The sequence below is a fragment of the Bacillus sp. MMSF_3328 genome, assembly GCF_030733525.1.
In the GTDB taxonomy this organism is placed as follows: domain Bacteria; phylum Bacillota; class Bacilli; order Bacillales; family Cytobacillaceae; genus Bacillus_AB; species Bacillus_AB infantis.
This window is the reverse complement of the sequence record NZ_JASHIV010000003.1, coordinates 405,412-419,197: the sequence shown is the minus strand read 5'-3', so window position 1 is coordinate 419,197 and position 13,786 is coordinate 405,412. Positions and strand designations below refer to the sequence as shown.

The 13,786-nt window shown below is 47.2% G+C and carries 9 protein-coding genes and 1 riboswitch; of the genes, 8 read left to right on the top strand and 1 reads right to left on the bottom strand.

Translation table 11 applies throughout. The features are described from left to right. Positions 1-9: 9 nt before the first annotated feature. Together proC and RBB45_RS08285 are read left to right on the top strand one after the other, a co-directional pair. Entirely contained in the window at positions 10-828 is an 819-nt protein-coding gene (gene proC, locus RBB45_RS08290) for a pyrroline-5-carboxylate reductase (protein WP_306009423.1), read from the top strand. 2 nt (positions 829-830) lie between these two features. After that, positions 831-1,343, top strand: coding sequence for a GNAT family N-acetyltransferase (locus RBB45_RS08285; protein ID WP_306009422.1), 513 nt, complete (start codon positions 831-833; stop codon positions 1,341-1,343). Between the two features lie 9 nt (positions 1,344-1,352). Here the strand turns inward: RBB45_RS08285 and RBB45_RS08280 are convergent, their stop codons facing one another. Beyond that, positions 1,353-2,621 (bottom strand): ATP-binding protein, encoded by a 1,269-nt coding sequence (locus RBB45_RS08280; protein ID WP_306009421.1) that lies wholly within the window; start codon positions 2,619-2,621, stop codon positions 1,353-1,355. A 292-nt stretch (positions 2,622-2,913) separates the two neighbouring features. Further along, positions 2,914-2,996: riboswitch (cyclic di-GMP riboswitch) on the top strand. A gap of 72 nt (positions 2,997-3,068) precedes the next feature. Between RBB45_RS08280 and RBB45_RS08275 the strand changes: the two genes are divergently transcribed. The 6 genes from RBB45_RS08275 to RBB45_RS08250 are packed head-to-tail and all read left to right on the top strand — an operon-like array spanning position 3,069 to position 13,622. Continuing rightward, entirely contained in the window at positions 3,069-4,688 is a 1,620-nt protein-coding gene (locus tag RBB45_RS08275) for a diguanylate cyclase (RefSeq protein WP_306009420.1), read from the top strand. Further along, on the top strand, positions 4,688-5,734 hold the full coding sequence (locus RBB45_RS08270) for a HEAT repeat domain-containing protein (RefSeq protein WP_306009419.1): 1,047 nt from the start codon (positions 4,688-4,690) through the stop codon (positions 5,732-5,734). The genes RBB45_RS08275 and RBB45_RS08270 overlap by 1 nt, the downstream gene beginning before the upstream one ends. Continuing rightward, positions 5,734-7,146: a glycosyltransferase family 2 protein gene (locus RBB45_RS08265; protein WP_306009418.1), complete on the top strand. Its 1,413-nt coding sequence runs from the start codon at positions 5,734-5,736 to the stop codon at positions 7,144-7,146. The genes RBB45_RS08270 and RBB45_RS08265 overlap by 1 nt, the downstream gene beginning before the upstream one ends. After that, positions 7,143-10,397 carry a hypothetical protein gene (locus RBB45_RS08260; RefSeq protein WP_306009417.1) on the top strand — a complete coding sequence of 1,085 codons (3,255 nt, stop codon included), beginning with the start codon at positions 7,143-7,145 and terminating at the stop codon, positions 10,395-10,397. The genes RBB45_RS08265 and RBB45_RS08260 overlap by 4 nt, the downstream gene beginning before the upstream one ends. Next, a complete protein-coding gene (locus RBB45_RS08255; RefSeq protein ID WP_009795029.1) occupies positions 10,394-10,765 on the top strand; it encodes a response regulator transcription factor in 372 nt (123 codons plus the stop codon). The genes RBB45_RS08260 and RBB45_RS08255 overlap by 4 nt, the downstream gene beginning before the upstream one ends. Then, entirely contained in the window at positions 10,752-13,622 is a 2,871-nt protein-coding gene (locus RBB45_RS08250) for a hybrid sensor histidine kinase/response regulator (protein WP_306009416.1), read from the top strand. The genes RBB45_RS08255 and RBB45_RS08250 overlap by 14 nt, the downstream gene beginning before the upstream one ends. Positions 13,623-13,786 lie beyond the last annotated feature (164 nt).

The following is a 13,786-nucleotide window of genomic DNA, read 5'->3' as shown; positions in this document are numbered from 1 at the left end:
AGTGGAAAAATGGATAAGAAAATCGGTTTTATAGGGTGCGGAAAGATGGCCCAGGCAATCATCGGGGGAATGCTGAAATCAGGGATCGCCCGGCCGGATGATATAGTTGCAAGTGCAAGGACGGAGAGTACTCTTGCCTATGTGAAAAATACATATGATATTGAAGTGACCCTTGATAATAAGAGAGCAGCTGAACAGGCTGATTTTTTATTTCTGGCAGTAAAGCCTGATGTTCATATGGAAGTGATTGAGGAAATCAGCGGGAGCGTTCCTGAAGATGCTATCATCATCACCATAGCAGCAGGGATCAGCCTTGCCTTTCTACAGTCTGCTTTCGGCAGGGAAATAAAAGCGATCCGTTCTATGCCCAATACCCCATCGCTTGTCGGGGAGGGGATGAGCGCCCTGGCTGCCAGCAGGCAGGTGACTGAAAAGGAACGGTTGGAGGCTGCAGAATTATTCGAAAGCTTTGGGAAAGCTGAGTTTATTGAAGAAAAACTGATGGACAGCATCCCTGCCATCAGCGGATCTTCACCTGCTTATGTCTATATGTTCATTGAGGCTCTTGCTGATGGCGGCGTCCTTCAGGGGCTTCCAAGGGAAACCTCGTACCGGCTGGCAGCCCAGGCAGTGCTTGGCGCAGCCAAAATGGTGCTTGAGACAGGCAAGCATCCGGGTGAATTGAAAGATCAGGTATGCACGCCTGGGGGAGCCACTATTGAAGCAGTAGCTGAGCTGGAAAAACAGGGCTTTCGGTCTTCGGTCATTTCGGCCATGCAAAGCTGCACCGACAAATCAAGGCAGCTGGCAAAAAAACAGGCGGAATAGTCATGATTATCAGGACAGAGCAGGAAGCTGATTATAGCAGATCAGAACATGTCCACAGGCTTGCTTTCAGCCGTGAAAACGAAAGTGCCCTTGTCAGAGCCATCCGAAGCTCGGGGGAGTATATTCCCGAACTATCGCTAACAGCGGCAGATGGAAAGGATATCGTGGGCCATATCATGTTCAGCAAGGCAGTGATTGATACAGGGGAAGGGGAAGTGCCTACCTTGGCGCTTGCCCCGGTTGCTGTCATGCCCCAGCGGCAAAATGAAGGGATAGGATCCCTTCTTATAAGAGAAGGTTTGAAACAGGCGGAACTTCAGGGCTTTGCTCATGCCGTTGTATTGGGACATCCCGATTATTATCCGAGGTTTGGGTTCCGGCCTTCCACAGTTTTTGGGATTTTTTCACCTTTTCCTGTACCGGAAGAGGTATTTATGGTTATGGAATTTAAGGAGGGATCATTAACTGGAATCAGCGGGACGGTAAAGTACCCGCCATCATTTGATCATGTGTAAGAACAGCTGCTAATCAGGACATTTTTCAGCAGGAAGCAGGATGGTAAAGGAGGTGCCTTTATTCAGCATGCTTTCTGCTTTTATTTTTCCGCCCATTCCCTCAATGATCCGAAAGACCACCATCATTCCAAGCCCCGTCCCTTTCCCTTCTTTTGTTGAAAAATACGGTTCCCCCAGCCTGCTGAGCTGCCCGGAGGTCATCCCCTTGCCTGTATCAGATATCAGGAGCTCCGCTTTGTCGTCCTGCAGCTTTGCCGATATAGAGAGGATCCCTCCGCCAGGCATGGCTTCAATGGCATTTTTGAACAGATTGAGCAGGCATTGCTGAACCTTTGCATCTTCACCTTTTATATATAATTCTTCGTCTGTATCGCAATAGATCTCCACAGAATGAGCATTCCCGTAGGGTGTGATCAGTTCAACCGCTTTTCTGATTTCTCCTTCTAATGAAAAACACGAATTTGCTTCACAGTGCGGCTTGGCAAATGTAAGATAGTCACTGATAATCACTTCCGCCCTGTTCAGCTCTTCAAGGGCTGTGTCTAAATAATAGGAACGCTTTCCCCCGCCTGGTTCTTCTTCCTCTTCTTTTAATAACTGGAGAAATCCTTTCGTTACGGTCAGGGGATTTCTTACTTCATGGCTGATGCTGGCAGCCAAGTGGGAAACGACCTCCATTTTTTCTGTCTTCATTACCGCCCGGTTCAGCTGCTGGTTCTGTACAATCAGCTCGATGGTGTAGGCTGCCAAAAATGCCCCGACCGTCTGAGTGACCGTATAGATAACAACGAATTCCAGGCATTCCTCCACGCCAGCTCTAAATAGCAAGAGCAGGAAAGCTGCGATAGATAAGAGAAAAGACAGGAATGAAACGGTAAGCAGCTTTCTCCGTGTGTCCATGGCGATGAAGGATGGGTGAAGCTTATATACAATAAAGCCGGCAAACAAACCGGTGAGAATATTATAGGCCGCCCCGATCCCTCCGAGGGGAATGCGGATAAAGATGACAAAAATGAGCAGGGCGAGGATGACTCTGGGACCTCCGTATAATCCTCCCAGCAGGAATGGAATCCATCGCAGATCAAAAATAAAGCTGCTGTTCATCTTGACTGAACAGATCAGGCAAAGGGAAGCAGTTATGATGCTGATGCCGGCAATAATATACTCGCGGTGGCGCAGAAAAAGCGATTGAAGGCGGCTGGCAAAAAGGAGCTGGAAAGAAAGCATGACGATAAGAATGATCAGCAGGTTAAACAGCAGGTCTTTAATATGCTCCATTGCTTAGTCCTCCAATATTTAGTTATATATTCCTAATTTTACAAATACCAGTCCAAATCGACAATATCATCTTATTGACAAAAAACCGCTTTAAGCGACATATTCGGACAGGGAGAATAATGGTAATAATATACCATTTTTTCCAGGCGGCATATTGGCGTCTGCATCTTGTTGGTTTTTTCGGTATACTCAAGGCAAGTGAATAAAATATATATTGACTTAATATGACAGGAATCATATATTTTAATTGGCTTGCAATTGTCTGTTTCGACAGAAAATGCAAGGGTGTTTTAAGAATATAGGACACTGTGATGAGCGGTTTTTATTTGCACTTTAAACCGCTTGGAGTGACTAGTGCAGCCGGCCAATGATCTATGATGGCTGGTTTTTATTTTGGCCGGGGCCTCTGCTTCCTGGCTGATGCTTAGGATGAAAGAGGTGCATATAATGAAGCTTGATAAATACAAAACTTTATTGTTTCAAAAGATTAAGAATCAAATGACTCTTTGGTTTGAACAGGAAGCGGAAACTCCTGTGAACAACGAAGATGTTTACCGTTTTCTTCACTCCATCAAGGGGACAGCAGGAACTCTGCAGCTCGTCGGACTCCATCAGGTGGCAGGCAAACTGATGGACCAGGTGGAAAAGAGCAGCGAAAAAGTCTGGGGAAACCGGGAGCTGCGGGATTTTTTATATGAACTGATGGGCCTGAGCTATGAATATGAACATTTCCAAAGAGAAGAGGAGAAACAGAGTCTTCCAAGGGATGAAAATATGCCATTGATCCAGGTGATTGATGATGATGTATCCATGCTGATCCTCCTTAAAGATGCACTGGAAAGCAAGGGCTGGATGGTTATGGCAAATACCGAGCCTGAAAAAGCTGTCGACCAATTCTTTGATATGAATCCCGACTGCCTTATCATCGATGTTAATCTTCCGGGCAAAAGCGGGTTCCATGTGCTTGAGGATATTCAGAAGCATACGAATAAAAAGTTTATACCAAAGCTGATGATCAGCATAATGAATGACAGAGAAACGAGAATAAAGGCTTACAGGCTGGGGGCGGATGATTTTATTTCCAAACCTATTGACCTGGAAGAATTCCTTATAAAGGTAGAGCGGCATTTGGACAGGAAACAAATATTTGACCAGTCTGTCCTGATCGATGAATTGACGCAGGTATACAACCGCAGGTTCCTGCAGGATTCTCTTAAACGGTATTTAAAAGAGCTGGAACGGAGCAATCAGTATTTTTCTATTGCCGTCCTTGATCTGGATCATTTCAAGCAGGTGAATGATATGTACGGCCATCCGGCCGGAGACCGTATCCTGTCGGAGTTTGCCCAGTATCTGAAGGATCATGTCAGGATTGGAGATATAGTGTTCCGCTATGGAGGAGAGGAGTTCATCCTGCTGCTTCCGCGCACCAATGACCATGACAGCAAGGAGGTCGTCTCAAGGCTACTTTCCGGCTTCTCAAGCCGAACGTTCATAGAGGGCGGGGCGGAATTGAAAATGACCTTCTCGGCCGGTGTATATATGGTCCATGATCCTTCTGCTACTGTGGCAGAAGCAATCAAGACGGCTGATCAGGCTTTATATGAAGCAAAACGGAACGGCCGGGCCAGGGTGGAAAGTGCCAATAAATTGATCGGCGGCCATTCAAGGAAGGTTCTGAATGTATCTGTCATTGATGATGATGCAATCATCAGGACCATGCTGATGAAAATTCTGCAATCCATGGAATTCGAGCATACCAGCCTGGATATCCAGGTGTATGAGGATGGACAGAAGTTCCTTCAATCCGGCCGTATGGAGCAGAAAGGGGAGCATTTCCTTATTCTGGACGGAATCATGCCTGTAATGGATGGGACGGAAGTTCTCCAGAAGGTGAAGGAAAATCGGAATGCAAGCCGCATCCATGTTTTAATGCTGACAGGCAGAAAAACGGAATACGATATTGCCAGGGCACTGAAGCTGGGGGCAGATGATTATGTGACAAAGCCGTTCAGCATCACTGAGCTGCAGGCAAGAATTCATCGCCTGATCCAGAGGATGTCATAATGAGACTAGATCAGGAACTGTTTGTTCTCGCTGCAGCGGCCCTTTCCATTACAGGAATATTGACAGTCATACTGGTGTATCTCGTGATTAGAAAAGCTTTTGAAATAACAGCAAGGCGGAAGGTTGAAGATTGGAAGCAAAAACTGAACCTTCCGCTGTTTTCTTTTTTATATGAAGGGAAGCAGCTGGAGGAAGCTGCCCTGGCTGACCGGGCAAGCCTGCTGGCTGCTGAGGAGCTCCTCGGTCATTATGCGGATATCCTTGAAGGGGAGCAGGAAAAAGAAAATCTTTCTTTTTTTGCAGAGTCCTATCTTAGGGGCCATTATGCCAAAGGACTTCAAAGCAGAAAGTGGAGTACGCGGATAAATTCGCTTTATCATATAGAGGATTTCCATTTGAAAAGTCTGGAGGGAGAAGTACTGCGGATTGCCGAAAGCGGGGGAAGCTCAACTTCTGAAAAAGTCCAGGCCTTCAAGATCCTGGCAGATTTCCAGAGTGAGAATCTATTCATGCTGCTGGATTCCCGGAGTTTGCCGTTCTCGGAATTTGATCTCAGGAATATTCTAATCCGGCTTGATGACAAAGGTTTTGGCCGATTTGTTGAAGGCTTTAGAACTTCTCCGGAAAGACTGCAGTTTGCTGTATTGGATGTGATTGCTGTCAACAAGCAGCTTGGTTATCTTCGTTTTGTGGAAGAGGTGTTCATGTCCGAGGCGGGGGAAATGAGGCTCCGGGCATTGAAGGCATTAGCTTCAATAGGATATACAGAGGATATAACCCCTTATGAGGAACTCGCTGAATCTTCCAGCTGGCAGGAACGGATGCTTGCCGCCAAGCTTTTCGGCAGCTTAAAAGACGAAGGGCTGCTCCCAAGGCTGGCAGAAATGCTGCACGATTCATCCTGGTATGTAAGATCACAGGCAGGCCAGTCTATCTTGGCTTTTTCAAAGGGGAAAGAAATATTGCAGAAAGTAATTGATAGTTCGCATGATCCTTATGCCAGGGATATGGCTTGGGAATGGATGCAAAAAGGGGAGCGGCGCTGATGCTGGCAGTTTTATGGGAGAATGCCGCTTTGTTTTTTGGCTGGTTCATCGCTGTTTATATGGTGATTGTCATCTTTTTTTACACAGTTGTTCTTGCTATTTCGATGGTTCAGCTGCGAAGGGAATACCGTCTTAAGCGCGACCGGATCTATGAGGAATATATGAGTGAGATTTATACAAAGCCTGTTTCCATCATTGTCCCTGCCTATAATGAAGAAGCTGGGATCATCCAGAGTGTCAGGTCTCTTTTGAGCATCAGCTATCCTGAGTATGAGATTCTGGTTGTGAATGACGGATCGAAGGATGGAACACTGGCAAAGATGATAGGGCACTATGAAATGATAAAAGTGGATAAGGCTGTCAGAAAGCAGGTGGAGACAAAGGAGATTAAAGGTATTTACCAGTCCCGCCTGCTGCCTAATTTATACTTGATCGATAAGGAGAATGGAGGAAAAGCCGATGCGCTCAACGCCGGCTTGAATATCTCCCATTATCCTTATATCTGTTCCCTGGACGGGGATTCTGTCCTGGAGCATGATGCGTTCCTTAAGGTGATGAAGCCGATCATTGATTCGAATGAAGAGGTGATTGCATCCGGAGGAAGCATCAGGATTGCGAATGGCTGTGAAATCAAGGATGGAAACCTGCTGAAGGTAGGGCTTGCCAGGGAACCGCTCGTCATCATGCAGATCATTGAATACCTGCGGGCTTTTCTGATGGGCCGCATCGGGCTGAGCCGTCATAATCTGCTGCTGATCATTTCGGGTGCATTTGGCGTTTTTTCAAAACGATGGGTGCTGGAGGCAGGCGGGTACAGAACGGATACTGTCGGCGAGGATATGGAGCTTGTGGTCAGGGTGCACCGGCTTATTAAAGAAAAAGGGCTGAAGAAGCGGATCGTCTATGTCCCCGACCCGGTCTGCTGGACGGAAGTGCCGGAAAGCGCGACTTTCCTGAGGAAGCAGAGGGGCAGGTGGCACAGGGGGCTGTTCGAAAGTTTGTGGACTCACCGGAAGCTGACCTTTAATCCGAAATATGGGGCAATCGGGTTCATCTCCTTCCCGTATTTCTGGGTTGTCGAATTTTTCGGGCCGATTGTCGAGCTGCTTGGCTATGCCTATGTGGTGCTGTCACTGTTCCTTGGGGGGATTTATCTGGAGTTTGCCATTCTGATCTTCCTGCTTTCCTGCCTCTACGGTTCTATTTTTTCAATGGCAGCGGTTTTGCTTGAAGAATGGAGCCTGCGCAAGTATCCGAAGGTGTCTGATTTGCTGAAGCTGTTCTTCTACTCTCTGACAGAAACCTTATGGTATCGCCCTCTAACAGTATTTTGGAGGTGCGAGGGCATCTGGAAGCTGATCAGGGGAGATAAGAGCTGGGGAGAAATGAAACGAAAAGGTGTGTCTGAATGAAAAAAATGTTTACGAAATCACAGGCTGCCGTATTCGGTGTGGTCGTCGGCATTCTTTTGCTCCTGACAAGTCCTTTCTGGCTGTGGCAGCTCGCACCGGACAAGACGCTAGAGGCATTGATCATTGATAAAACCGTGCCTGATGAAACTTACCGGGAGCATAAAGGCCTTGTCTGGATTCTGAACAATGGCAAATGGCAGAGAAGAAATGGCGAACATTATGAGGTAAAGAGCGACTACAGCGGGTTTAAGCCGCTTGGGGAAGATGAATATAAAGTAAAGCCGCTTCCGGAGAATCTTGAAAAATATGATGTCTTTTATCTCGCTGACCAATACGGTGTGTATGAAGAGGAATTTTTCGGCAGCAACAGTCTGGGCGAAAGATCGGACAGCATCTATGGTGGCCTTCAGGCTGAAGAGGCTGACAGGCTAAGGGATGCCCTTATTCATTCAGAAGGAAAGACGCTGATTGCTGAATTCAATACATTTGCAGACCCGACAGATGATGCTGCCCGGGAGAAAATCACCTCGCTCCTGAATATCAGCTGGAGCGGCTGGATAGGCAGATATTTTCCTGACCTGTCATCTGATGAAGTCCCTGTCTGGGTGAAGGAACAGGAAAAGAGCTGGGATTATGAAGGCCCTGGCCTTGTACTGGTCAACAAAGACAATCATATTGTGGTATTCGGCGAAGAGGACCTCGAGGGAGAAGGTGCCCTTTTCAGCTACACCGAAGCAGGGGATGAGAAGCTGGGTGCAGAGGGGGAGTCCCGCTATTCATACTGGTTTGATATTGTTGAAGCGAATAACCAGGAGGAAGTGCTGGCAACCTATCAGCTTCCCCTTAAAAAGGAAGCAGAAAAAGAACTGGAGGGATACGGGATCCCATCCGTCATCCCGGCTGTCATCCAGCATGTGAATGCAAAATATTCTTCCTATTATTCTGCAGGGGACTTTGCGGATGAAGCGGAGGTTCCCGGTATTTATCAGACAAAGGGTCTCGATGTCTGGAAAGGGAAATTCAGCTCGCGGGATTCTTTCTATTGGAATACGTATGTCCCGTTGATGAAAACAATCCTGGAAAGAGGCACCGGCCTGCATCATGAGCAGGAAAAGCCGGAAATTGCCGGGCAGAACGGGATCATAACGAACAGCAGGACCGGAAGCGAGTATATTCAAGTCCGTAAAGGCGGCAAGTGGGAAAATCTCCTGATTAAAGGCGTTAACATGGGCATAGCAAAGCCAGGCTCTTTTCCAGGGGAAACGGCCATTACGAAAGATGAATATCTCCGCTGGTTCAAGGCAATAGGAGCCATGAACAGTAATGCCGTACGTGTTTATACCCTCCATCCGCCAGGTTTCTATGAAGCTTTTTATGAATATAATCAAACTGCTGAACACCCGCTGTATTTATTCCATGGAGCGTGGGTGAACGAAGAGAATCTTGTCAGTGAACAAAATGCCTACAGCAGACTTGTAACAGATGATTTTAAAACTGAATTGAAGCATATGGTGGATATTGTCCACGGAAACGCAAGCCTGCCGGAACGGCCGGGCCATGCTTCAGGGGAATATAAGTATGATATATCGGAGTATGTGCTGGGATTCATGATCGGGATCGAGTGGGATCCTGAAGCAGTCTTACAGACAAATGCAGGCAATGAAGGGAAGGGCTCTTTTTCCGGGAAATATTTTCAGACTGAAAATGCCTCCCCGTTCGAAGGCTGGATCGCCCGGATGATGGATTATACGGCAGAGTACGAATCAGGGCAATATGGATGGCAGCATACAATGAGCTTTACAAACTGGGTGACCACTGATCTTCTGGACCATCCGGCCGAGCCTTCGGAGGATGAAGACAAAGCAGTGGTGGATCCGAATCATATCCTGCCGGCGGAAGGATTTATAGCCGGGATGTTTGCTTCCTACCATATCTATCCTTACTATCCCGATTTCCTTAATTATGAAAAGAAGTATGTGAATTATATAGATTCACAGGGAGAAAAAAATAACTATGCCGGATATCTGAATGATTTAAAAAAGGTCCACTCTATGCCAGTCCTGGTGGCTGAGTTCGGCGTTCCTGCTTCAAGGGGAATGACCCATGAAAATGTAGACGGGATGGACCAGGGGCATCATTCGGAAGAAGAGCAGGGGGAAATAAACAAACGCCTCTTCGAATCTATTATGGATGAAGGCTACGCCGGCGGCCTTGTATTTACTTGGCAGGATGAGTGGTTCAAGCGGACTTGGAATACGATGGATTATGACAATCCTGACAGGCGGCCGTTCTGGTCCAATATGCAGACGAACGAGCAGCACTTTGGGCTGCTGGCGTTTGAGCCCGGCAAATATGAAGCTGGCATCTATCCGGATGGTCTCACAGGCGATTGGGATAAGCTTGGTGCAGAGCCCCTCTTTAAAAGCAGCCAAAAAGAAGATGCAATAAAGGCTTTATATGCGGCATCAAATGAAGAATACCTTTATCTCCGCCTCGACTACAGCAGGCCTCTGGATTGGGGAAGGGACAGCACGCATCTGCTGCTTGATACTATCAAGGATCAGGGGCAGAGCACTGTCCCGCTTGGAAACGAAGCTGAAGCTGCTGCCGATTTCGGGGTCGATTATTCTATTAATCTTACAGGGGAAGATACATCGAATATGATGGTAGACAGCTATTATGACACTTTCTATTATCAGTACGGAGAGCTGCTGAATATGCTCCCGGAAAGACCATATGCAGCTCAAAAGGATAATGGGATTTTCCATCCGATCAGATTGGCTTTGAATAAAGAACTGACGATTCCATCTACCGGAAAAACCCTTCCGTTTTCTTCCTATGAAACAGGAAAACTTATGTTCGGCAATGCCAATCCGGAAAGTGAAGATTTCAACTCCCTGACCGATATAAGTATAAGTGATGACAGGAAAACGCTGGAGCTGAGGATTCCGTGGCTGCTCCTGAATGTAAAGGATCCAAGCAGCCGGGAAATACAGGGAGACCTTTGGCAATCCGGCCTATCCGGAAGCAGCATCATCGAGTCTATCACAATAGGTGCAGCCGTCACAGAAAATGGAAAATTGGCAGGCACCGCTCCGGCAATGACTGATGGAGTAATAAAGGAAGAAGATTCTTTCAAATATTCCTGGAAAAGCTGGGAGGAGCCGCAACACCATGAAAGGCTAAAGCAGTCCTACTGGATCATGAAAGATGCATTCAGTAAAGCAGCTGCTGGAGGAGGAGCGAAATGAACAGAATTTTACTGGCAGAAGATGAAGATATACTGAGAATGCTGATTGTGGATACGCTGGAAGACGGCGATTTCGAAGTGGATGAGGCAGCAGATGGACAGGAGGCGCTGGATTTATTTCAGTCAGGAGATTACAGCCTCCTGATCATTGATTATATGATGCCTGTATACACGGGGCTTGAGGTCATCGAAAAGATAAGGGCCAATAGTGAAAAAAATCATGTCAAGATTCTCATGCTGTCAGCAAAAAGCCAGCAGTTTGAGCAGGACAGGGTGCTGGAAGCAGGGGCCGATTATTTTATGGCCAAGCCGTTCAGCCCGCTGGAGCTCCTTGAAAAGGTAGAGGAAATACTGAATGAAAATCAATGATTATTTTAAAAAGAGCCTATCGAGGCAGTTTGCCGGGTTAATGGGTGTCTTTATTTTCTTTTTCATTGCCGGAACGATTGTGCTGGTCATCCTGCAGCAGAACCTCAGCGATTCTTATAATGAAAAGCGGGCTGAACTCGTTAAAAAGGAAGCGCTCGTCCAGGAAATCGACAGTACCTTCAATCGTGTATTCTTCGATGTAAGAGGCTATTTGGCATTTGACAACGATGATATGAGGATCAGCGCACAGTCAAAGCAGCCGGAGCTGAGAAAGATGGGGAAGCAGCTGGATGAACTTGCTGCCTCCCAGGATGATAAGGCATATGCGAGAGAAGTAAGGGAGTTTATTGATTACTATTTTATTGAAAAACTGCCTGCAACGGTAAACTATTTTGAAACCGGGAGAATAGAAGAGGTCAAGAGATTGGCAAGCACCGGAGCGACTGCGAGGGTAAATACTTTCCAGGATGATTCGCTTAAATATCTGCAGGGAATAAATGACCAGCTTAATGAAGAAGCGGAAGGCCTGATGGAGAAGCAATCTTATATCCAGATAGGCTTTGTCTTATTCAGCTTTGTCATCCTTGTCCTTTTGGCACGGATTACCCGGGTAATGTTCCGTAGAGTCGGACAGCCGCTTGCTGACTTTGCAGCTGCCGCCAATGAGATTGCGGCAGGGCGCGAAGCAGTGATAACCGTCGAATCCAGCAGAGAGGATGAACTCGGCGCATTATCGGTCGCATTCCAGAAAATGGTCTGGAGTGTGCAGGACAAAGAACAGGACCTGACTGCCCAGAATGAGGAGCTGCTCGCCCAGCAGGATGAGCTCCAGGCCCAGCAGACTGAGCTGGAGGAGATGCTCGAAGCTTTGCGCGAGAACGAGCTGAAGCTGAAGCGGAGGAATGACTTGACGAATGGAATTTCCAGCTCCCTGGACCTTCAAAGCATCCTTGACAGCATTGTGGTCAATATGTGCGGAATCATCAGTGCCGATAGAGGGATGATCGGACTCCTGAACACAAAGGCAGCAGCGGCTTACGCCATTTCAGCATCAGGTGTGGAGCAGTTTATGGACCACATTGAAAACGGGCTTCACGAAAGGCTGATCCAGTCAAAAAAATCCTTTGCCATAAAGAGGGAGCTGCTGGCTGGAGAAAAGGGTTATCATGAGGAAGTGTCCTACAGCTATGATTTATATCTTCCAGTCATTTCCTCAAAGGACGAGGTTATAGCAGTGATGCTGTTCAGCCGCTTCGGATCTCCATTCTCGGAGAAGCAGATGGATGAATATGAAGCATTATCCAGGCAGGTAGGAATCAGTCTGGACAATATCAGCTTATACAGCCAGTCAGAGGAAGAACGGAAGCTTAACAAAGATATCCTGAATACAGTCCAGGAGGGCATCCAGATGGTGAGCCGCTCAGGGGCCATCCTGCAGGCGAACCGCCAGCTGGAAGAGATGTTCACCTGCCCGGGTGCTGCCGGAAGGCTGGAAAATCTCCCATGGGAAATTTGGTCGGCCGAAATGGCAAATAAGGTTGAGCAGCCTGATGAATTTTTGGCTTTCCTTCAAAATGCGGTTCATAGTGACAGCTGTGAGATGGAGAGCATCATCTATCAAATGAAGCAAACGGGGCAGGTCATCAAAATGTACTGCGAAGGCCTCGGGCAGGAAGATGAAAGGATCGGCACCGTGCTGGTGCATCGCGACATAACAAAAGAATTTGAAGTCGATCAAATGAAATCTGAGTTTGTGAGCACTGTCAGCCATGAGCTGCGCACACCGCTCGCGAGCATCCTCGGCTTCACCGAACTGATGCTGAACAGAGAGCTGAAGCCTGATAAGCAGAAAAAATATTTGACGACCATTTATAATGAAGCCAGGAGGCTGACTTCCCTCATCAATGATTTCCTTGATGTCCAGCGGATGGAAGCCGGAAAACAGACATATGAGAAGAAATATCTCAGGCTCCTGCCAATCATTGAGCAGGTTATAGAAAAACAGCAGATCAATACAGATATCCACAAGATAAAAATTGATGACCGTTCTATAGGAAATGATGTGATCCTGGGAGATAAGAGCAAGGTGGAGCAGGTATTCACCAATCTGATCTCCAATGCTGTCAAATATTCTCCAGGCGGCGGGGATATAATCATCAGGCTCTATCAGGAAGATAAGTCTGTTCTGGCAGAAGTGGAAGATAAGGGCCTCGGTATACCGGAGGATGCGCTGGATAAACTGTTCACCAAATTCTACCGTGTGGATAATTCCGACAGGAGAAGGATCGGCGGTACAGGGCTCGGGCTCTCGATTGTCCAGGAAATCATGAAGGCGCACAGCGGCAGCATTTCCGTTGCCTCAAGTTATGGAAAAGGAAGCATCTTCACACTCTCATTTCCTCTGATTGAAACTGCTGAGGAACCAGGGGCTATATCAGTGCCGAAAGCCTCTGCAGAAGGCTACCGCGTTATGGTAGTGGAAGATGACCAAAGCCTGGCGGAGCTGATTATCCAGGAGCTGTCTGACAGCGGTTTCCAGGTAGTTCATTATAAAAGGGGACAGGAAGCCCTGGATTTTCTTGCCCGCCATACACCTGATGCGATCGTGCTTGATATCATGCTGGAGGAAGAACAGGTGGATGGCTGGAGGATCATGGAGCAGATAAAGGAAAATGACAGGCTTAAGAACATACCTATCATTGTTTCCACGGCTCTTGATGAAAAAGAAAAAGGCTTTTCGCTTGGTGCGAATGATTATTTGGTCAAGCCTTACAAGCCGAGCCAGCTGTCCAGGGCAATCATGCAGACTCTCCTCAAAATCGGCAAGGTTGGGCAGATTCTCATTCCTGAAAAATAAGAACAGACAAACAAGCACCCCGGCTGCAGGTTCTGCCTGCAGATTGAGGGTGCTTGTTTGCTGTCCCAGCCTCATTATTATATAGTAGTCCTCTTAGATAGAAGCAATCTTAACCAAGCTGCAGTGCGCATATATTTGCGCAAGAGCTCATATATAAGAAGTGC